Genomic DNA, 19,381 nt, shown 5'->3' on the forward strand with positions numbered 1-19,381 from the left:
CGTTCGGCGCCGGTTTTTCGTGCCGGGCGGGAACCGGATAGGGTTTCGCGCCCTCGAAGTGAAGCCACGGGAAGTCGCGGGCGTCGTGGGGCCGCTCGCGACTTGCCGTGGCGTCGTCGGCTCGGCGGTTCAGCGGCTGATGCGGCGGCGGTAGAGCGCTGTCGCGAGGATGAAGGAGAAGAGCAGCAGACCCGCTGTCCACACCAGGGCCGTCCAGCCGTTGTCGCCGATGGGTGTTCCGGTGAGCAAGCCCCGCGTCGTCTCGATGACCGGCGTGATCGGCTGGTTCTCACTGATCACCCGCAGGAACGCGGGCATCGTGCCAGGTGGAACGAACGCGCTGCTGAGGTACGGCAGGAAGAGCATGAAGAAGCTCAGCCCGCTCGCGGCCTGGACGCTGCGCGCCACCGCGCCCAAACCGGCGGCCAGCCAGGACAACGCCAGCACGTACAGCGCCAGCAGTCCGGCGGTGAGCAGCCAGTCGACCACGGAACCGTTGGGGCGGAACCCCATCGCGATCGCCGTGCCGATCACGATCGCGGTGGACAGCGCGTTCTTGGCCATGCTCGCCACGACGTGACCGGTCAGCAGGGCGAAGCTGCTGATCGGCATGGAACGCAGCCTGTCGATCATGCCGTTGTTCATGTCGTCGGCAACGGCCATCGCCGTCGATGCCGCGCCGTAACCGACGCACAGCAGGATCGTGCCGGGCACGACGTAGTTGATGTACTCCACTCCGGTGTTGATCGCGCCGCCGAAGACGTACACGAACAGCGACATCATCAGCAGTGGCAACAGGATCGCCATCATCAGCGTTTCCACGTCGCGCCGGCTCAGCCGGATGGAGCGGCCGATCATCGTCAGCGCGTCGCTGATCGCGTTGCCGAGGCCGCCGTGCCGGATCGCTGTCGTCGTCATGACAGTTCCGCCTCCCCGATAATTCGACGCTTGGTCACCTTGGGCTGGCACCGTTCAGTTCGGTGCGTACTGGTGGCTGGTTCGCGCCACGTTCCCCTGAGGTGCGGTTGGGTGCCACGTGGCCTGTGTTGGGCCTTGGGGTTGACACAAAGGGTGTCATGCATTCGCTCTCTCCAGGGTGCGGTTCTTCGTCGCGGTCATGAACACGTCGTCGAGCGTCGGCCTGTGCGCTGACACACGGGCGACCGGGACCCGCGCGGCATAAAGGTTGTTCAGCACCGTGTGGACGTGTGCCGCTGACCCGTCTGACGGGAGGTCGAGCAGACGGCGTTCACGGTCGACCGTTCCGCCGAGGAGTTCTCCGGCACGCAGGGCGCTGCCCTCGTCGTCGAACGTCAGCTCCAGGCGCTCGCCACCGACCTGGGCCTTGAGCGAGTCGGCCGTGCCGGACAGGGACACCCTGCCGTTGTCGATCAGGACGATCCAGTCCGCCAGCTTGTCGGCTTCCTCCAGGTACTGCGTGGTCAGCACGATCGTGGTGCCCGCGCGGACCAGGTCGGAGATCGCGTCCCACATCGTCGTGCGGCTGGCCGGGTCCAGCCCGGTCGTCGGCTCGTCGAGGAAGATCACCCTCGGCTCGGCGACCAGGCTCATCGCCAGGTCGAGGCGCCTGCGCATACCCCCGGAATACGCGGACACCCTGCGGTTCATCGCCTCGACGAGGTCGAAGCGCTCCAGCAACTGCATGGCACGCCTGCGCGCCGCCGCCGGACCGAGGTGCATCAGCCGGCCGATCATCACCAGGTTCTCCCGGCCGGTCTGCTCGTTGTCGACCGCCGCGTACTGCCCGGTCAGGCTGATCCGCGCACGGACCTTGGCCGGTTCGCGCACCACGTCGTGCCCCGCGACCAGCACTTGCCCGGCGTCAGGGCGGGTCAGCGTCGTGAGGATCCGGATGGTCGTGGTCTTGCCCGCGCCGTTGGGACCGAGCAGCGCGTACACCGATCCCTCCGGCACGTGTAGGTCCACGCCGTCCAGCACGACGTTGTCCCGGTAGGCCTTTCGCAGGCCTTGGACGTCGACGATCATCGGTCCCTCCCCATTTACTGCGTATGTGATACGCGAAATAGCGTAGCATCTACGCAGTAAAGGTCCGCAAGACCTTCTCCTAGACTCGGTCGGGAAGAGAGGGAGCGATGACAGACGAGACCGAGCTGCCTGACCACATCGCGTTGCTGTGGGGCACACGGGAAACGGCCAGGCGCGGGCCGAAACGGACCCTCACGCCCTCGGAGATCACGCGAGCCGCCATCGCGGTCGCCGACACCGAGGGTCTCGCCGCCGTGTCGATGGCGAAGGTCGCGGCCCAGCTCGGCAACTCCACGATGGCGCTCTACCGGTACGTCAAGAGCAAGAGCGAACTGCTGATGCTGATGGCCGACGCGGCGCTGGAGCCGCCACCGCCGTTCCCCGAGGGCATCGGCTGGCGGGAAGGCCTCCACCTGTGGTCGCACGCGATCATGAAAGCCGTGGCCCAGCACCCGTGGTACCACGAGATCCCGGTGTCCGCGCCGCCCTTCGGTCCGCACAACCTGTTGTGGTACGACCGGGGTCTGGCAACGCTGGGCGAAACGGACCTGTCGGAGCCGGAGAAGGCCGGGATCGTGATGGGCCTGCTCACCTTCGTGCGCGGCGAGTACCAACTGCGAGCACAGCTGTCGGCCGGGTTCCAGGAGAACCCGGCGGCTTTCGGCCGCCAGTACCACGCGGTGTTGACGCGGTTGCTCGATCCGAGCCAGTACCCGGCGCTGACCAAGCTCGTGGCCGCCGGCGTGTTCGACCAGGATTCGTTGTGGGCCGAAGGCGACATCGACACCGACTTCGACTTCAGCCTCCAGCTCTACCTCGACGGCGTCGCCGCCTACCTCGAACGCCGGGCCGGGTCAGGGCAGTAGCAGGATCTTGCCGACGACCTCGCGTGCCTCCTTCGCGCGGTGTGCGTCGGCAGCCTGGTCGAGCGGGTAGGTCCGGCCGATCACCGGCCTGATCCGGCCCGCCGCGGTCAGCTCGAAGAGGTGCTCGATCCGGCGGCGCTGATCCGGGTGGAACGTCGAGAGCTGCTCGATGCCCCGCATGGTGACACCGCGCTCGGTGGCTTGTTCTTCCGTGGTGAAGTCCGCTGAACTGCTGGCGTCGCCGTGAATCGAGTACACGCCGCCGGTGCGCACAGCACCGAACGCCGCTCGGCCCGGCGCGCCGCCGACACCGTCGAACGCGATGTCCACGGCGCCGACCTGCTCGATCCAGTCGGGGGAGCTGTAGTCGATCGCGACATCGGCGCCGAGTTCCTTCACCAGCGCCAGTTTCTCCGCGCCACGAGCCGCGCCGATCACCCGGGCGCCTGCGGCCACCGCGAGTTGGACCAGGATCGTGCCGAGACCGCCCGCCGCCGGTTGGATCAGCACCGTGTGCCCGGCACGCAACGAGACCGCCTCCGTCAGGGCAAGAGCAGTGCTGCCGTCGCAACCTCTGTCGAGGTCAAGGCCGCAGGTGCGTGACCGCGCGGAGCACGAGCGGGTCGAGTGACGCCGCCTCGGTCTCCGCGCGGCGCAGGAGATCCGCCTTCATCCGCGGGTCCCAGAACAGCTTGATGTGCTGCGCTATCGCGGCCGCCGCCTCGTCGGTGGGGCGGTGGTGGAACTGCACCGCGATCTCGTTCGCCAGGCGGACCTGCGGATTGACTGCGTGTGTCATGTGTTGGCTCAGTCCACTGCCATCGGGATGTCCTGCCGGGCCACGTCCTGCGCCGGTCCGGCGGGCGTGCGCAGACCGACCTGGACGGCGGTCACCTTGTACTCGGGGCAGTTCGTCGCCCAGTCCGAATTCTCCGTCGTCACCACGTTCGCTCCGGTCACCGGGTGGTGGAACGTGGTGTACACCACACCGACCGGCATCCGGTCCGAGATCACGGCCTTCAGCGACGTCTCACCGACCCTGGAGGCCAGCGACACCATGTCGCCGTTCTCGATCCCGCGCACCTCGGCGTCGTGCGGGTGGATCTCCAGCACGTCCTCCGGGTGCCACGCCACGTTGGCCGTGCGCCGGGTCTGTGCGCCGACGTTGTACTGCGACAGGATCCGGCCGGTGGTCAGGATCAACGGGTACTTGCGCGTGCTGCGCTCGTCCGTCGGCACGAACGTGGTCGGCACGAACGCGCCCTTGCCGCGCACGAACCCGTCGACGTGCATGATCGGCGTTCCGGTCGGCGCCGCGTCGTTGCACGGCCACTGCACGCTGCCCAGCTTGTCGAGTTTCTCGAACGAGACACCGGCGAAGGTGGGCGTGACCGCTGCGATCTCGTCCATGATCTCGCTGGGGTTGTCGTAGGACATCTCGTAACCCATCGCCTGCGCGATGCGGCACGGGATCTCCCACTCGTGCATGCCGGTCTTCGGCGCCATCACCGGGCGCACCCGGTTGATCCGCCGCTCGGCGTTGGTGAACGTGCCGTCCTTCTCCAGGAACGACGTCCCCGGCAGGAACACGTGCGCGAACTTGGCCGTCTCGTTGATGAACAGGTCCTGCACCACGACGAGGTCCATCGCCGCGAGCGCGGCGGTGACGTGCTTGGTGTTCGGGTCGGACTGCGCGATGTCCTCGCCCTGCACGAACAAAGCACGGAACGTGCCGTCGATGGCCGCGTCGAACATGTTCGGGATCCGCAGGCCCGGCTCCGGCAGGATCGGGCGGCCCCACAGCGTCTCGAACACCTCGCGGACGGCCTCGTCCGACACGTGCCGGTAGCCCGACAGCTCGTGCGGGAACGAGCCCATGTCACACGAGCCCTGCACGTTGTTCTGGCCGCGCAACGGGTTCACGCCGACGCCGTCCCGGCCGATGTTGCCGGTGGCCATGGCGAGGTTGGCCATGCCCATGACCATCGTCGAGCCCTGGCTGTGCTCGGTCACCCCAAGGCCGTAGTAGATCGCCGCGTTGCCGCCGGTCGCATACAACCGGGCGGCCGCGCGCAGTTCGTCGGCGGGGACGCCGCTGATCGCCTCGGTGGCCTCCGGGCTGTTCTCCGGACGGGCGATGAACTCGGCCCACTCCTCGAAGCCCTCACACCGCGCGTCCACGAAGTCCTGGTCCACCAGTCCTTCGGTAACGACGACGTGCGCGAAAGCGTTGACCACGGCGACGTTCGTGCCCGGCTGGAGCCGCAAGTGGTGCTGTGCCTGGATGTGCGGAGAGCGCACGAGGTCGATCGTGCGCGGGTCGAGCACGATCAGCTTGGCGCCTTCCCTGATCCGCTTCTTCATCCGGGACGCGAACACCGGGTGGGCGTCGGTCGGGTTCGCGCCGATCACCACGATCACGTCGGCCTCGGCGACGGACTTGAAGTCCTGGGTCCCCGCCGACGTGCCGAACGTCTGCTTGAGCCCGTAACCGGTGGGCGAGTGGCAGACGCGGGCGCACGTGTCGACGTTGTTGTTGCCGAACGCCGCGCGCACCATCTTCTGCACGACGTAGACCTCTTCGTTCGTGGTGCGCGACGAGGTGATGCCGCCGATCGAGCCGGGCCCGTGCTGTGCTTGCACTTCCAGCAGCTTCCGCGCGGTGTGCTCGATCGCGGTGTCCCAGTCGACGACCTGCCACTCGTCGGTGATCGACTCGCGGATCATCGGCTCGAGCTCGCGGTCCGGGTGTGTGGCGTAGCCGAAGGCGAAACGGCCCTTGACGCACGAGTGGCCCTCGTTGGCGCCGCCGTCCTTGTAGGGCACCATCCGCACGAGCTGGTCGCCGCGCATCTCGGCCTTGAACGAGCAGCCGACACCGCAGTACGCGCACGTGGTGACCACGCTGCGCGTCGGCATTCCCAGCTCCACCACGGACTTCTCCTGCAGTGTGGCCGTCGGGCACGCCTGCACGCACGCACCGCACGACACGCACTCGGAGTCCATGAAGTCCACGCCACCGGCCGAGACCTTGGACTCGAAGCCGCGGCCTTCGATCGTCAACGCGAAGGTGCCCTGGATCTCGCCGCACGCCCGGACACACCGCGAGCACGCGATGCACTTGGAGGCGTCGAAGTCGAAGTAGGGGTTGCTGGAGTCGGTCAGCAGGTCGAGGTGGTTCTCGCCCTCGTAGCCGTACCGGACCTGGCGCAGGCCGACGACACCGGACATGTCCTGCAGTTCGCAGTCGCCGTTGGCCGAGCACGTCAGGCAGTCCAGCGGGTGATCGGAGATGTAGAGCTCCATCACGCCCTGACGGAGTTTCTCCACCCTCGGCGTCTGGGTGCGGACCTTCATGCCGTCGGCGACCGGTGTGGTGCAGGAGGCGGGAGTGCCCTTGCGGCCGTCGATCTCGACGAGGCAGAGCCTGCACGACCCGAAGGCGTCCAGGCTGTCGGTCGCGCACAGCTTGGGGATGTCGATGCCGGTCATGGCGGCCGCGCGCATGACCGACGTGCCCGGGGGCACGGTCATCGGCATGCCGTCGATCTCCACCGTGACGGTCGCCTCGCCCGCGACGGCGGGTGTGCCGAGGTCGGGTTCTTTCATCAGCGTCATGATGTCTCCTGGTGGGGAGTCCTCGCAGCGAAGTCGTCCGGGAAGTGCCGCAGTGCGCTCAGTACGGGGTTCGGCGTCAGGCCGCCCATCGCGCACAGCGATCCGTCTGTCATCAGCTCGCACAGGTCGTTCAGCACAGCCAGGTTCATGTCGGTGTCCTGACCGGCGACGATCTTGTCGATGGTCTCGACACCGCGCACCGAGCCCACCCGGCACGGGGTGCACTTCCCACAGGACTCCTCGGCGCAGAACTCCATCGCGAAGCGCGCCATCGAAGCCATGTCGACGGTGTCGTCGAAAACCACGATACCCCCGTGCCCCAGCATGGCGTCCGCTTCGGCGAACGCCTCGTAGTCGAGCGGGAGATCGAGCTTGTCGGCGGGCAGGTACGCGCCGAGTGGCCCGCCGACCTGCACCGCTCGTACCGGGCGCCCGGACCGGGTGCCACCGCCGTAGGAGTTGATCAGCTCGGCGAGGGACATGCCGAACGCGGTCTCGTAGACGCCACCGCGTGCGATGTTCCCGGCGAGCTGGAAAACCTGTGTGCCCAGGGATCGGCCGGTGCCGAGGGCGGCGTACGCGGCAGCGCCGTCCGCCAGGATCGTGGGCACGGACGCCAGCGTGAGGACGTTGTTGACCACCGTCGGCTTGCCGAACAGGCCGGTGATGGCCGGGATCGGCGGCTTGGCGCGGACCATGCCCCGCTTGCCTTCGAGGCTTTCCAGCATCGACGTCTCTTCGCCGCAGATGTACGCGCCCGCGCCGACCCGGACGTACAGGTCGAACTTCTGCCCGGAGCCGAGGACGTTCTCGCCGAGCCAGCCGCGGGCGTAGCCGATCTCGATGGCCTGGCGCAGCGTGCGGACCGCGTCCGGGTACTCGGACCTGAGGTAGACGTACCCCTCGGTCGCGCCGGTGGCGTACGCCGCGATCGTCATGCCCTCGATGAGGCAGAAGGGATCGCCCTCGATCAGCATCCGGTCGGCGAACGTGCCGCTGTCGCCCTCGTCGGCGTTGCAGCACACGAACTTCAGCTCACCGGGCGTGTCGAGGACCGTCTTCCACTTGATACCCGCGGGGAATCCGGCACCGCCCCGGCCGCGCAGCCCGGACTCGGTGACCGCTTTGACGACGTCGGCGGGCTGCGTCTCCAGTGCGTTGCGCAGGCCCGCCATGCCGCCGTTGGCGAGGTAGTCGTCCGCGGACAGCGGGTCGGTGACGCCGACGCGCTTGAAACACAGCCGCGTCTGGTCCTTCATCCACTTGAGGTCTTCGACCAGGCCGAGTTTGAGCTCGTGGTCGGGGTTGTCGAGGATCTCGGGCACCTGGTGCGGCGCGACCGGGCCGTAGCCGACGCGGCCTTCGGGCGTGGCGATCTCGACCAGCGGTTCCAGCCACAGCATGCCCCTCGACCCGTTGCGGACCAGACGGACGTCCAGGCCGCGGGTTTCGGCTTCACGCTGGATCGCCCCGGCGACCGCGTCCGCGCCGACCGAGACCGCCGCCGAGTCGCGGGGGACGTAGATCGTGGTGGTCATGTGTTTCCCGTCCCCGCGTCGGCGTTCAGGATGAGCGTGTCGAGGCGGCGCTCGTCGAGCTTGCCGTACATCCGGCCGTTGATCTGGGCCGCCGGACCGAGCGCGCAGTTGCCCAGGCAGAACACCTGCTCGAGGGTGACCGAGCCGTCCGGCGTGGTCTGGCCGAGTTTGACGCCGAAGACCTGTTGGGCGTGCTCGGCGAGCTGCTCGGCGCCGACGGACTGGCACGCCTCCGCGCGGCAGATCTTGACGACCGTGCGACCGGCCGGTTCGGCGCGGAAGTCGGAGTAGAACGTGACCACGCCGTGCACGTCCGCACGGGAGATGTTGAGCTCATCGGCCAGGATGGGCACCATCTCCTGGCTGACGTGGCCGAACTCGGCCTGCAGGCCGTGCAGGATGGGCAGCAGGGCACCCCGGTCGCCGCGATGCGCGTCCACCACTGCTCGCACCCGTTGCCCCAGCGCATCGGGGGTCATCTCATCTCCCAACACCATCTGCATACGGTATACAGCCACCGTACCCACTCGCCGCGCCGAGGGAAAGGCCCCGGTCCCGTCCAGGCTAAGTCGGCGCACTCCGCGCTGGCCAGCCGTCGTTGGACAGTTCCTCCAGGCGCAACCGGCACGACGCGCGGCGCTCGTGCTGAACATGATCCGTGACCCGGTTATCGTCCGATCACGCGCGGCGGAGACGGGTGAGGTGAGGACGATTCAGCTCCTGCTTGTGGTGGTCGGTGCGATCGCGGTGACGGCCGTCGCGCACCGCCGGGGAATGCAGTCGTCGATGGTCGTGGTGATCCTCGCGGCGGCTGTGTCGTTCATCCCCGGCCTGCCGAGGTTCGAACTCGAGGCGGAGCTGATCCTGAGCGTCGTGCTGCCGCCGTTGCTCTACTCGGCCGCGCTGAACTTCTCGTTCCCCACCTTCACGCGCAACTTCAAGCCGATCATGGCACTCGGCGTCGGCATGGTGGTCGTGTCCACGCTGGCGACGGGCATGGTCGCCTGGTGGGTCGTCCCCGGGCTCACCCTCGTGCCCGCGCTCGTCCTCGGTGCCGTGGTCGCCCCGCCGGACGCGGTCGCCGGGCTCGCGGTCGGGCGTGAACTGGGGCTGCCGAAACGGCTGATGGCGATCCTGACCGGGGAGAGCCTCGTCAACGACGCCGCCGCGCTCACCATCTTCTCGCTCACCGTCGCCGCCGCCACCGGTGACCACACCTTCTTCGACAACCCGGTCCTGCTGTTCGCCTACAGCGCGGTCGTCGGCGTCGGCATCGGCTTCGTACTCGGCAACCTCGTGCACTGGATCCGGATGCGCCTGCGGGACAGCGGACTGGAGACCGCACTGGGTCTCGTCGTGCCGTTCGCGGCGTACCTGCTGGCCGAGGAGGTGCACGCGTCCGGCGTGCTCGCCGTGGTGATGGCCGGTTTCACGCTCGGCCACCACAACACCGATGCCGGGTTCGCCACGCGCCTGCAAGCGCGGCAGGTGTGGAGCAGCCTCGACGTGTTGCTCGAGGCGTTCGTCTTCGCCTACATGGGTTTGCAGTGCCGGTTCGTGTTCGCCGAACTGCACCCGGACGACTGGCTCGAGTTCACGCTTGCCGCAGTCGCCGTCCTGCTGGCCGTGCTCGTCGTCCGGCCGTTGTGGATGTTGTTGACGTACGGCCGGATCAGGCTGACCAGGAAGCTGTTCGGGCGACGCCGCGGCGAGCCCCTGCCGGGGAAGTACCTCGTGGTCATGTCGTGGATGGGCATGCGTGGTGTCGTGACGCTCGCCGCCGCCGCCGGTGTGCCCGCCTCCGTGCCCGGCCGGGACGCCATCCAGGCGCTGGCTTTCGTCGTCGCCGTCGGCACGCTGCTGATCCAGGGGCCGACGCTGCCGTGGCTGATCAGGAAGCTCGACATCTCCGCGCCGCAGGAGCAGGCCGAGGAGGAAGCGGCCAACCAGAAGGCGCGGGAGGTGTCGATGAACGCGGTCAGGCAGGCGATGGTGGACCTCTACAACCAGCCGCCGCCTGGCGTGACCCCGGAAGTGGTCGAGCGGTTCAAGCAGCGGTACGTCGCCGCGGCCCAGGCCCGCCGTGCGGCCGACGACGACATGGACAGCCGGATGCGCAGCCTGCGTGAGGTCAGTGTCACCGTTCGCCGGGCGGTGCTCGCGGCACAACGTCAGGCGTTGGGCAGGGCCCGTGACAGCGGGGAACTCGACGACGAGACCGTGCGCCGCGAGTTGGACCGCCTCGACTACGAAGAGGCCGCGGCGTTCAGTTGATCGACTTTCCCCGGCGTGTTTATGTCCATTCCCTGACCGCCGCGAAGAGCGGAAACTTCGCTTCCGGGTATCGGGCGAGCCGACGTGGTGGTGATCACGTTCTCCGGGGTATATGCCAACGAATTGGCCGGGTTGTCGGGGAACGAAGTTTCGCTTCGCAAGCGCTTGCGGGAACGTGCCGTCCCGGCCGGTGTTGTCGCAGGTGACGCCCCTGTTCGCGGCGATGGCGGCCAACCGCTCACAATAGGTGTGTTGACCGAACCGTGATAGCGCCCGATCGGGTGGGAAGCGGTCACACCGATGGGTCAACTATGATTCGTCACCTGCTCGGTAAGCTCTATGCTTTCGCGTGATGAAGAGGTGTTCTCGGTGATGCAGCACTCGCACGGCCGGGTTACACCTGGTGTCGGCATCGTCGACGACCCGGATATGACCATGCTCGTGTACGCAGGCGTCGGGCGGAAGGGCGACTGAATCCGTGCCGGAGTCCATTCGTGGAACCCACCAGCCGCACGACCATGCTCGTGACCGGCTGATCCTCGCGCGCAAATGGGCGTACATCCTGCACGACAACGTCTACTTCACCGTCGAGCAGGAGCAGTTGGACCGCGGGTTGTCCGATGTCGTCGACACGCTCTGCGCCGTGGCGCACGCCAAGGCGGCGGACACCCAGCCCGCGTTCGACGCGGGCACCAAGCTGGTCGAACTGGGCTGCGCGGGCGACGCCGTGCTGCCGTGCACGATGGAGACCCTGACCAGGGGCCTGCTCTCGCTGCCGGAGTTCCAGTCGGTCGCCACCCACGCCGAGCCGATCATGCTCGCGCTCGGCGCGCTCTCGAGCGGGTTCGCCAAGGCGTACCGGCAGTCGACCTTCGACCAGCAGGAGACGATGAAGATCTCGCTGCTCAAGGCGGTCAGGGACGCCAAGTGGCGACTCAGGCAGAGCGAGGCGCAGTTCGACGAGGTGGCGATGTCGTCGGCGAGCGGCATCATCATCACCGAGCTGGACGGCCGGATGGTCCGGACGAACGGCGCCGTGGCCGACATCCTCGGCTACACGAACGAACAGCTGACCGGCCGATCGCTGTTCGACTTCGTCCACCCGGACAGCGCCGCGGTGCTGCGCGAGGACTACCAGGAGTTGCTGGCCGGCAACAAGGAACGCATCCGGCAGCCGCAGCGCCTGCTCCGCGAGGACGGCGACATCGCGCGGATCACGCTCACGGCTTCGGTGCTGCGCAACGACAGCGGACCGAGCCACTTCGTCACCGTCGTCGAGGACGGCACGGAGTTGATGCTCCTGCAAGGCGAACTCAACCGCCAGGCCCTGCACGACGTGCTCACCGGCCTGCCCAACCGGCAGTACTTCAGCACGAACGTGGAGATCGCGCTGCGGCGTGCCGACCCCGAGTACGGCGTCACCCTGATCCACCTGGATCTCGACGCGTTCGCGATGATCTGCAACGGCCTCGGCCGCAGGGTCGGCGACCACCTGCTGGTCTCGGTGTCCCAGCGGCTGCGCGCGGTGGTGGCCGCCGAGAAGGCGATGGTCGCCCGGTTCGACGGCGACGAGTTCGGCATCCTGATCGAGAACACCGACACCACGCCCGGTGTCGGCACGATCGTCGAGGACATCAACACCGAGCTGGCCGAGCCGATCTACGTCGAGGGGCACGGCGTCGCGGTGTCCGCGAGCATCGGCGTGGTGCACCAGCCGTCGCGCGCGATGGATCCGCTGGAACTGTTGCGGGCGGCGGACTTCACGCTGCGCCGTGCCAAGGCCGCCGGTCGCGGCCAGTGGGAGTTGTTCCACTCCGACCAGGACGAGCGCGACCGCAGGACGTACACGCTCGCGGCCGCGATGCCAGGCGCGTGGGAGATCGGCGAGATCGACGTGGTCTACCGACCGGTCGTCGAGCTGGGCAGCGGCCGGATCGCGCACGTGGAAGCGTTGCTGCGCTGGGAACGGCCCGACCTCGGTGTGCTGGACCACGACCAGTGCCTGGAGCTCGCCGAGCACACCGGTCTGATCCTGCCGTTGGGCGAGTGGATGATGCACAAGGCGAGCGGCCAGACCGAGTGGTGGCGGCAGCGGACCGGCCACGTGCTGCCGTTGGTCGTCGGGCTGACCCGCAACCAGGCCGCGGACGCCGACCTGGTCTCCCGCGTGCTGCGTGCCGCGGGCGGCGCGGACCCCGGACAGGTGATCGTCGGGTTCCCGGTCGCCGCGATGCGGTCGGCCGAGGTCGTCGAGAGCCTAAAAGTCCTCGCCGACACGGGTTTCCAGACGATGCTCGACGGCTTCGGCACCGCGCCGGACGAACTGGCCCTGATCGAGGACGTGCCGGTCGGCTACGTCCGGCTCGCCCGTGAACTCGTTGAGCGCCAGGCACGTTCGCCTGCCGGTGCGCCGCTCACGGCCGCCCTGACCACGCTTGTCCCGCTGGTGCAACAGCTCGGTGCGAGCGTCGTGGTCGACGGCGTGCACGACGAGGAGCGCGAGAAGTGGTGGGACACCGTCGGAGCCGACTTCGCGATCGGCGACATGTCCGGTGGAGCCCGGCCACCGGGCGATCTATCCGCTCGTCTCACGTAAGCGCCTGGCCAGGTAGCGCCGCTCCGCCGGGTTGGACGTCAGGGCGAGCGCCTGCGCGTAGGATTCGGCGGCCTCCGGCTTGCGGCCGAGTCGCCGCAGGAAATCCGCCTTCGTCGCGTGCCCGAGGTGGTAGTCACCGAGCTGGTCCATCACCTTGTCGACCAGCGCCAAACCCGCGCCTGGCCCGTAGGCCATCCCGACGGCCACCGCCCGGTTCAGTTCGACGACGGGTGACGGTGCGAGGTCGAGCAGTTTGCCGTAGAGGCGGGCGATCGTGACCCAGTCCGTGGTCTCGGCGCTGGTCGCGGTCGCGTGGCAGGCGGCGATCGCGGCCTGGATCTGGTACGGGCCCGGTCGCCCGTAGCTCTCCGCGGTCGCGAGCAGCCGGTTGCCTTCGGCGATCTCCCCGTGGTTCCAGCGCGACCTGTCCTGGTCCTCCAGCGTGACCAGGTCGCCGTCCTGCGTGAGACGGGTCTCCCGCCTGGCGTGGTGCAGCAACATCAGGGCGAGCAGGCCGACCGCTTCGGGCGCGCCTGACCGCGCCACCACTCGAGCCAACTTGATGGCCTCGTCGGCGAGACCGGTTCTCGTCGCCGTGTAGCCCTCGTTGAACAGCAGGTACAGGACGGTGAGGACCGCGTGGGTGCGGTCGTTGTCCGGCAACGGTTCGGCGTTCTTGACGGTCCGCCGTGCGATGGCCAGCCGCTCGGCCATCTCGTGTTCGTCCACGAGGAAGGCCCTGGCGATCTCGGCCGTCGACAGCCCGGCCAACGTGTGCAGGGTGAGCTCGACCTGGGCTTCGAGTGACAGCGCGGGGTGGCAGCAGGTGTACATCAGCCGGAGTTGGTCCTCCGGCGGGAGCTCTACGTAGGTCACGCGTCCTCCTTCGTCCTACCCGTACGACGAACGAGAACGCGTGAAACCGACATCAACAGCTCAGATTGCTCCCAGTGGGCACCCCGAGGATCTGGGTGAACTGCTTGTACCTGGAAACCCGTCTGCCGCTCGGTCGTGGCGGTTCAGCGGCAGCGACGCTGTCAACGTCGTGACAGGGATATGAAATGTCCAGTTGGCAAGATGTGTTCCAGGGAGCCCGGTCACCCCAGTCACCGGGCTCCCACCAGGCAGAACAGTCTGACGCGGGACCATGGAGTGACGTACTACGCCGACCTGACGCCGTACCGGTACACCCTGGCTGACCAGGCCATGGTCAACGTCGGCTGGCTGGAACCCGGGCACGAGTACACCAGGGGCCACGTTCCGGTACGTCTCGTCGACGCCCTGTTGAAACTCGGCACGCGCCCCCGCAACAAGCTGCGCGGCTTTCACTTCTGCGGCTTCTGCAACCACTACCGCGGCTCGGGGGAGATCCACGTGGTCGGCCCGACCGGGACTCGCTACGCGGCGCCGCTGCTGGTCATCCACTACATCTTCGCCCACGGGTACCGCCCGCCTGCCGAGTTCGTCGACGCCGTGCTCACCCCGATGCGCGCCATCGCCTGACAGCGTCGATGTGCACGTCCAGCAGTCCGACCGCGGGATCGACGTGGCACAGCAAGGTCGTACGGGTTCAGCGGCCCGTCCACGTCCAGGAGCAACAGCCCTCCGGTCATGACGACGGGCCGCCGACCAACACACCGAATCCGGCATCGACCCGCAGCACGGCGCCGGTGACCGCGCTCATGCCCTGATCGGTGAGCAGTCCGATGACTGTGGCCACGTCGTCCGGCTGCATCACGCGACCCAGGATCGAGTTGTCGGTCACCATCTTCAGTCGGTCACCGCTGATTCTGTCGGCGCTTGCCTCGGTCATGACCGCGCCGGGCGAGACTGTGTTGACGGCGATCCCGAGTGGCGCCGCCTCGGCGGCCACGTGCCCGCCGAAGGTGGTGAGCGCGGACTTCGCTGTCCCGTGGGATGTCCGGCCGGAACCGACGTAGTCCGCCGCTGTGCTGGAGATGTAGACGATCCGCCCGCCGTGCCGCATGACGCCGAGCACCGACTTGGTGATGAAGAAGGCACCCGCGAGTTCCCCGGTCACTTTGCCGATGAAGTCCTCCCAGGCAAGGGAAGCCAGCGGGACGAAGTTCGGTGTGACCGTGTTGGCGTTGCACACCAGCACGTCGATGCGCCCGTGCTCGGTCATCACCGCCTCGACGAGCGCCGCCACCTCCGTCTCGGCGCATACGTCGGCCGCGAAGCTGGTGGCTGTACCGCCGTTGGCGTGGATGTCGTCGACGACAGCCCGCGCTGTGGCTGCGTTGCTTCGGTAGTTGACGATCACGTGGTAACCGCGTCGACCCAGTTCCCGTGCGGTCGCGGCGCCCAGTCCACGGCCCGCGCCGGTGACCACCGCGACGCCCTTCGATGCTCGCACTCTCTGCCCCCTGACTCGTTTTCCTTGGCGTAAAAGTAACAGCGGAAGATCAACCTTTGTCAGTACGAACTTTTCCGTTAGCTCCTCACCTCGATGCTTACCTCCCGGTAAGTGGTGACAACGAAGTACGTACTTGAACCACTTCCCGCAGCGCGCCAGGCTGATCGCCGACCGAGGAGAGAGTGGTGACAAGGACGAATCCCGTACTCGCCGACATCGCCATCCACGTGGACGGCGACAAGAGGCAACTGTCGGTCGACACCCGTACGACCCTGCTGGACGCGCTGCGGGACCAACTGGGGGTCACCTCACCGAAGAAGGGCTGTGACCACGGGCAGTGCGGCGCGTGCACAGTGCTGCTCGACGGGCGGCGTGTCGTGTCATGCCTGGCGCTCGCCGTCGCCAACGACGGCGCGGAGATCGTTACCGCACAGGGACTCGCGGACGGCGACGACCTGCACCCGGTCCAGCAGGCGTTTCTGGACCGAGACGGCCTGCAGTGCGGCTACTGCACTCCGGGACAGGTGTGTTCGGCGGTGGGCATGCTGCGTGAGGTCCAGGAAGGCTGGCCGAGTCACGTGACCGGGGACCTCGCCGCTCCCGTCGAGTTGACCGACGAGGAAATCCGCGAACGGATGAGCGGGAACCTGTGCCGCTGCGGCGCATACGCCAACATCGTCGCCGCGATCCGGGAGGCAGCCGAATGAAGCCGTTCGAGTACGTGCGGGCAGACGACGCGACACAAGCGGTGGCTATGGTCGCGGAACGGCCGAACGCGAGATTCCTCGGCGGTGGCACGAATCTGGTCGACCACATGAAACTCGGCCTCGTCGAGCCCGAGTTGCTTGTGGACGTGACCGCATTGCCGTTCAACCGTGTGGAACCGTTGCCCGACGGTGGTGTTCGCATCGGCGCGGCAGTGCGCAACAGCGACTTGGCAGCGAATCCGTTGGTCCGGCAGAACTACCCGGTGCTGGCCGCCGCCCTGCTGTCCGGTGCGTCCGGTCAGCTGAGAAACCTCGCCACCACAGGTGGAAACCTGGTGCAACGCACGCGATGCCCGTACTTCCAGACGCTGTACACGCCGTGCAACAAACGCGAACCCGGCTCGGGCTGCTCGGCGATCACCGGCCACAACCGTGAGCACGCGATTCTGGGCGCGTCACAGGCTTGCGTGGCCACGCATCCTTCTGACATGGCGGTCGCGTTGACCGCGCTCGGCGCCACCGTGCGTGTGCTTGGCCCTGCTGGGGAACGCGTTGTGCCGATTGGTGAACTGAATCGGCTGCCCGGCGACGAGCCGCACCAGGACACCACGCTGAACCACGGCGAACTGATCACCGCCGTCGACTTGCCTGCGTTGCCGCTCGCCAAGCGGTCCGCCTACTACAAGGTCCGAGACAGAGCCTCCTATGCATTCGCACAGGTATCAGCGGCAATCGCTGTAGATATCCACAGTGGTGTCGTCCGCGATGTACGTGTGGCCCTCGGCGGCGTCGCCCACAAACCGTGGCGGGCCCACCGAGCCGAAGCTCTGTTGCGCGGCGCTCCGGCGACGGAAGACGTTTTCCGCGCCGCGGCCGACGCCGAGCTTGCCGAAGCAAAGCCGTTGTCCGACAACGGTTTCAAGGTACCGATGGTGCGGAATACGCTGGTTTCCGTGCTTCGCCGTCTCGCCAGGGAGCACTGATGTCGATCGGAATCCCCGTGGAACGCATGGACGGGCGGGCCAAGGTCACGGGGACGGCGCCGTACGCGTACGAACACCAGGTCGCTGACCCGTTGTACCTGCACCTGATCCAGTCCACCATCGCGCGCGGGCAGGTCACGGCCATCGACGTCGCCGCGGCCGAGGCGTTGCCCGGTGTCGCCGCCGTGCTCACGCACCACACCGCGCCGAGGCTCGCCCCGGACGCACCGGCCGAGTTCCGTGCGTTGCAGTCCGGCGAGATCGTCCACCACGGCCAGGTCATCGCCGGTGTCGTCGCGGAGAGCCCGCACATCGCGCGGCACGCCGCCGGCCTGGTCCGAGTCACCTACGACGCGCGACCGCATGACGTCCGGTTGCGCGCCGACCACCCAGATCTGTACACGCCCGACATGGTCGCCATCGGAGCCCCGGCCGACTCCGCCACGGGGGACACGCACGCGGCGCTGGCGTCAGCCCCGTTCCGGATCGACCAGACGTACACCACGTCCGCGATGTTCCACAGCCCGATCGAACCGCACGCCACCACGGCGATCTGGGCCGACGACCTGACGGTTTACGAGGCCAGCCAAGGCGTCCACGACTTCACCGCGTTGCTGGCGCAGGCGCTCGGCTTTCCTGCCGACCGCATTCGTGTCATCGCACCGCATGTCGGTGGCGCGTTCGGCTCCAAGGGCCTGGCACGACCGCATGCCGTACTCGCCGCGCTCGCGTCACGCATGACCGGCGGTCGTGCGGTGAAGGTGGCGTTGACACGGAGGCAGATGTTCGCGTTGACCAACCACCGTCCGGCCACTGTCCAGCGGGTTCAGCTCGGTGCTGACGCGGACGGCCGGTTGACCGCGCTCGTCCACGACGCGATCCTGTCGACCGCGCGCTACGAGGAGTATGTGGAGTGGGTCGCCACGTCGTCGCGGAACATGTACGCCACGCCGAACCGCCGGACCACACACCGCGCGGTGCGCCTGGACGTGCAGATGCCTGCCCCGATGCGCGCGCCAGGCGAGGCGCAGGGCCATTTCGCCACCGAGAGCGCGATGGACGAACTGGCCACGGCCATCGGGATGGACCCGATCGAGCTGCGGATCCGCAACGAGCCGTCCGCTGACGCCGACACCGGTCTGCCGTGGTCCAGCCGGAACCTGGTCGAATGCCTTCGCCTTGGCGCGCAACGGTTCGGCTGGGCCGGTCGTGGTCGACGCCGGGAAGGCGACTGGCTGATCGGCACCGGGGTCGCGGCAGCGACCCTGCCCACCTGGTTCAAGTTGATCAGCGTTGCCTATGGCCCTTCGCACGCGGCCGTCGAGCACGTCGGGAACGGCCGATACCTGGTGAGCACTGGCGCTTCGGACGCGGGAACCGGTGCGCGGACCGCGTTGAGCCAGATCGCTGCCGACGCGTTGAGCGTCCCCCTTTCGGATGTCGACCTGGAACTCGGTGACAATGCGTTGCCCAGAGCCATGTTGGCCGCCGGGTCCATGGGCACGATGGTGTGGGGCTCGGCGATCGTGGCCGCGGCCGGTGAATTCCGCCGCCTGCACGGGACCGACCCGCGGCCAGGCGCCCGGGCGGAGGGCGCGATGACCGGGAATCCCCACACCGAGCGGGTCACGATCGACTCGTTCCACGCGGTGTTCGCCGAGGCGGCGGTGCACGCGGAAACAGGGGAGATCCGGGTGCCGCGACTGCTTGGCGTGTTCGACATCGGCCGCGTGGTCAACCCGCGAACCGCGCGGTCCCAGCTGATCGGCGGCATGACCATGGGCCTTTCCATGGCACTGCACGAATCCGCCGCCGTCGACCAGCACGTCGGTGCCGTGGTCAACAACGACTTCGCGGGGTATCACATCGCGACCCACGCCGACGTCGCCGACATCGACGCGGTCTGGCTGGACAAGCCCGACCCGTACGCCAACGAGATGGGAATCCGGCCGGCGGGCGAGAACGGGGTTATCGGAGTGGCGGCGGCCGTCGCGAACGCCGTCAACCACGCCACCGGTGTCCGGATCCGCGACCTGCCGATCACCCCGGACAAGCTGGTGGTCAGCCGGTTCGCTCGATGACGTTGTGCTGACCCCAGAGACCCAGTGGCACCAGGGCTTCGTTGAGCGCGACGCCACGCGTTGTCAGCGAGTACTCGACGCGTGGCGGGACCTCGTCGAACACCTGGCGGTGCACGACGTCGTCGTCCTCGAGTTGCCGCAGGTGGGACGCGAGCACCTTCTCGGTCACCCCGGGCAGCAGCCTGCGCAGCTCACCGAACCGGTGCGGTCTTCTGGCCAGCTCCCACAGGATCAGCACCTTCCACTTGCCGCCGATCACGTCAACCGCCGCGTCGATCCCGCAGACGTACGAACCCGGCCGCCGACTCACCATCCTGAGCCCCCTCCTGCTGAT

The 19,381-nt window shown here is 67.9% G+C and carries 17 protein-coding genes and 1 pseudogene; 8 read left to right on the forward strand and 10 right to left on the reverse strand.

What is annotated here, in order from left to right:
• Positions 1–129: 129 nt before the first annotated feature.
• Complete coding sequence (locus ALI144C_RS14875; RefSeq protein ID WP_076987677.1) at positions 130–918, reverse strand: ABC transporter permease; 789 nt, start codon at positions 916–918, stop codon at positions 130–132.
• A gap of 156 nt (positions 919–1,074) precedes the next feature.
• A complete protein-coding gene (locus ALI144C_RS14880; RefSeq protein WP_076987678.1) occupies positions 1,075–2,007 on the reverse strand; it encodes an ATP-binding cassette domain-containing protein in 933 nt (310 codons plus the stop codon).
• A gap of 107 nt (positions 2,008–2,114) precedes the next feature.
• Here ALI144C_RS14880 and ALI144C_RS14885 point away from each other — a divergent pair, with 107 nt between their 5' ends.
• Positions 2,115–2,873: a TetR/AcrR family transcriptional regulator gene (locus ALI144C_RS14885; RefSeq protein WP_076987679.1), complete on the forward strand. Its 759-nt coding sequence runs from the start codon at positions 2,115–2,117 to the stop codon at positions 2,871–2,873.
• On the opposite strand, the gene ALI144C_RS14890 is transcribed toward ALI144C_RS14885, so the two are convergent.
• The 5 genes from ALI144C_RS14890 to ALI144C_RS14910 are packed head-to-tail and all read right to left on the reverse strand — an operon-like array spanning position 2,862 to position 8,526.
• Positions 2,862–3,401 carry a zinc-binding dehydrogenase gene (locus ALI144C_RS14890; RefSeq protein ID WP_168211256.1) on the reverse strand — a complete coding sequence of 180 codons (540 nt, stop codon included), beginning with the start codon at positions 3,399–3,401 and terminating at the stop codon, positions 2,862–2,864. The two genes, ALI144C_RS14885 and ALI144C_RS14890, sit on opposite strands and share 12 nt — an antisense overlap.
• 55 nt (positions 3,402–3,456) lie before the next feature.
• Positions 3,457–3,672: a formate dehydrogenase subunit delta gene (locus ALI144C_RS14895; RefSeq protein WP_076987681.1), complete on the reverse strand. Its 216-nt coding sequence runs from the start codon at positions 3,670–3,672 to the stop codon at positions 3,457–3,459.
• 8 nt (positions 3,673–3,680) lie between these two features.
• Positions 3,681–6,491 (reverse strand): formate dehydrogenase subunit alpha, encoded by a 2,811-nt coding sequence (gene fdhF / locus ALI144C_RS14900; protein WP_076987682.1) that lies wholly within the window; start codon positions 6,489–6,491, stop codon positions 3,681–3,683.
• Entirely contained in the window at positions 6,488–8,029 is a 1,542-nt protein-coding gene (locus ALI144C_RS14905) for a formate dehydrogenase beta subunit (protein WP_076987683.1), read from the reverse strand. The genes fdhF and ALI144C_RS14905 overlap by 4 nt, the downstream gene beginning before the upstream one ends.
• A complete protein-coding gene (locus ALI144C_RS14910) occupies positions 8,026–8,526 on the reverse strand; it encodes a formate dehydrogenase subunit gamma (protein ID WP_237774144.1) in 501 nt (166 codons plus the stop codon). The genes ALI144C_RS14905 and ALI144C_RS14910 overlap by 4 nt, the downstream gene beginning before the upstream one ends.
• A 205-nt stretch (positions 8,527–8,731) precedes the next feature.
• Here ALI144C_RS14910 and ALI144C_RS14915 point away from each other — a divergent pair, with 205 nt between their 5' ends.
• From ALI144C_RS14915 to ALI144C_RS14920, 3 genes are all read left to right on the forward strand, one after another.
• A complete protein-coding gene (locus ALI144C_RS14915) occupies positions 8,732–10,303 on the forward strand; it encodes a Na+/H+ antiporter (protein WP_237774145.1) in 1,572 nt (523 codons plus the stop codon).
• A 339-nt stretch (positions 10,304–10,642) separates the two neighbouring features.
• On the forward strand, positions 10,643–10,777 hold the full coding sequence (locus ALI144C_RS58400; protein WP_269086679.1) for a hypothetical protein: 135 nt from the start codon (positions 10,643–10,645) through the stop codon (positions 10,775–10,777).
• A 4-nt stretch (positions 10,778–10,781) separates the two neighbouring features.
• Positions 10,782–12,899, forward strand: coding sequence for a putative bifunctional diguanylate cyclase/phosphodiesterase (locus tag ALI144C_RS14920; RefSeq protein WP_076987684.1), 2,118 nt, complete (start codon positions 10,782–10,784; stop codon positions 12,897–12,899).
• Here the strand turns inward: ALI144C_RS14920 and ALI144C_RS14925 are convergent.
• A pseudogene (locus ALI144C_RS14925) lies at positions 12,879–13,751 on the reverse strand (RNA polymerase sigma factor); the annotation flags it as partial. The gene ALI144C_RS14920 and the pseudogene ALI144C_RS14925 sit on opposite strands and share 21 nt — an antisense overlap.
• 300 nt (positions 13,752–14,051) lie before the next feature.
• On the opposite strand from ALI144C_RS14925, the gene ALI144C_RS14930 reads away from it, so the two are divergent.
• Positions 14,052–14,402, forward strand: coding sequence for a DUF7919 family protein (locus ALI144C_RS14930; RefSeq protein WP_076987686.1), 351 nt, complete (start codon positions 14,052–14,054; stop codon positions 14,400–14,402).
• Positions 14,403–14,508: 106 nt separating this feature from the next.
• On the opposite strand, the gene ALI144C_RS14935 is transcribed toward ALI144C_RS14930, so the two are convergent.
• Entirely contained in the window at positions 14,509–15,276 is a 768-nt protein-coding gene (locus ALI144C_RS14935) for an SDR family oxidoreductase (RefSeq protein WP_076987687.1), read from the reverse strand.
• A 185-nt stretch (positions 15,277–15,461) separates the two neighbouring features.
• Here ALI144C_RS14935 and ALI144C_RS14940 point away from each other — a divergent pair, with 185 nt between their 5' ends.
• Genes ALI144C_RS14940 through ALI144C_RS14950 form a run of 3 tightly spaced genes read left to right on the forward strand, consistent with a single transcriptional unit; the run spans position 15,462 to position 19,047 of the window.
• Entirely contained in the window at positions 15,462–15,983 is a 522-nt protein-coding gene (locus tag ALI144C_RS14940) for a 2Fe-2S iron-sulfur cluster-binding protein (protein ID WP_076987688.1), read from the forward strand.
• Entirely contained in the window at positions 15,980–16,966 is a 987-nt protein-coding gene (locus ALI144C_RS14945) for an FAD binding domain-containing protein (RefSeq protein ID WP_076987689.1), read from the forward strand. The genes ALI144C_RS14940 and ALI144C_RS14945 overlap by 4 nt, the downstream gene beginning before the upstream one ends.
• Complete coding sequence (locus tag ALI144C_RS14950; protein ID WP_076987690.1) at positions 16,966–19,047, forward strand: xanthine dehydrogenase family protein molybdopterin-binding subunit; 2,082 nt, start codon at positions 16,966–16,968, stop codon at positions 19,045–19,047. Before ALI144C_RS14945 ends, ALI144C_RS14950 begins: the two co-directional genes overlap by 1 nt.
• Here ALI144C_RS14950 and ALI144C_RS14955 read toward each other — a convergent pair.
• Positions 19,028–19,360 (reverse strand): winged helix-turn-helix transcriptional regulator, encoded by a 333-nt coding sequence (locus ALI144C_RS14955; RefSeq protein ID WP_076987691.1) that lies wholly within the window; start codon positions 19,358–19,360, stop codon positions 19,028–19,030. The genes ALI144C_RS14950 and ALI144C_RS14955 overlap by 20 nt on opposite strands.
• Between the last annotated feature and the right edge of the window lie 21 nt (positions 19,361–19,381).

The organism is Actinosynnema sp. ALI-1.44 (assembly GCF_001984155.1).
GTDB lineage: Bacteria > Actinomycetota > Actinomycetes > Mycobacteriales > Pseudonocardiaceae > Kibdelosporangium.

What these genes read in the sequence shown, in the direction of transcription:
- ALI144C_RS14875 (WP_076987677.1), bottom strand. Translation starts at nt 918, where the DNA reads ATGACGACGACAGCGATCCGGCACGGCGGCCTCGGCAACGCGATCAGC.
- ALI144C_RS14905 (WP_076987683.1), bottom strand. Translation starts at nt 8,029, where the DNA reads ATGACCACCACGATCTACGTCCCCCGCGACTCGGCGGCGGTCTCGGTC.
- ALI144C_RS14955 (WP_076987691.1), bottom strand. Translation starts at nt 19,360, where the DNA reads ATGGTGAGTCGGCGGCCGGGTTCGTACGTCTGCGGGATCGACGCGGCG.
- ALI144C_RS14895 (WP_076987681.1), bottom strand. Translation starts at nt 3,672, where the DNA reads ATGACACACGCAGTCAATCCGCAGGTCCGCCTGGCGAACGAGATCGCG.
- fdhF (WP_076987682.1), bottom strand. Translation starts at nt 6,491, where the DNA reads ATGACGCTGATGAAAGAACCCGACCTCGGCACACCCGCCGTCGCGGGC.
- ALI144C_RS14880 (WP_076987678.1), bottom strand. Translation starts at nt 2,007, where the DNA reads ATGATCGTCGACGTCCAAGGCCTGCGAAAGGCCTACCGGGACAACGTC.
- ALI144C_RS14945 (WP_076987689.1), top strand. Translation starts at nt 15,980, where the DNA reads ATGAAGCCGTTCGAGTACGTGCGGGCAGACGACGCGACACAAGCGGTG.
- ALI144C_RS58400 (WP_269086679.1), top strand. Translation starts at nt 10,643, where the DNA reads ATGCTTTCGCGTGATGAAGAGGTGTTCTCGGTGATGCAGCACTCGCAC.
- ALI144C_RS14910 (WP_237774144.1), bottom strand. Translation starts at nt 8,526, where the DNA reads ATGGTGTTGGGAGATGAGATGACCCCCGATGCGCTGGGGCAACGGGTG.
- ALI144C_RS14950 (WP_076987690.1), top strand. Translation starts at nt 16,966, where the DNA reads ATGTCGATCGGAATCCCCGTGGAACGCATGGACGGGCGGGCCAAGGTC.
- ALI144C_RS14885 (WP_076987679.1), top strand. Translation starts at nt 2,115, where the DNA reads ATGACAGACGAGACCGAGCTGCCTGACCACATCGCGTTGCTGTGGGGC.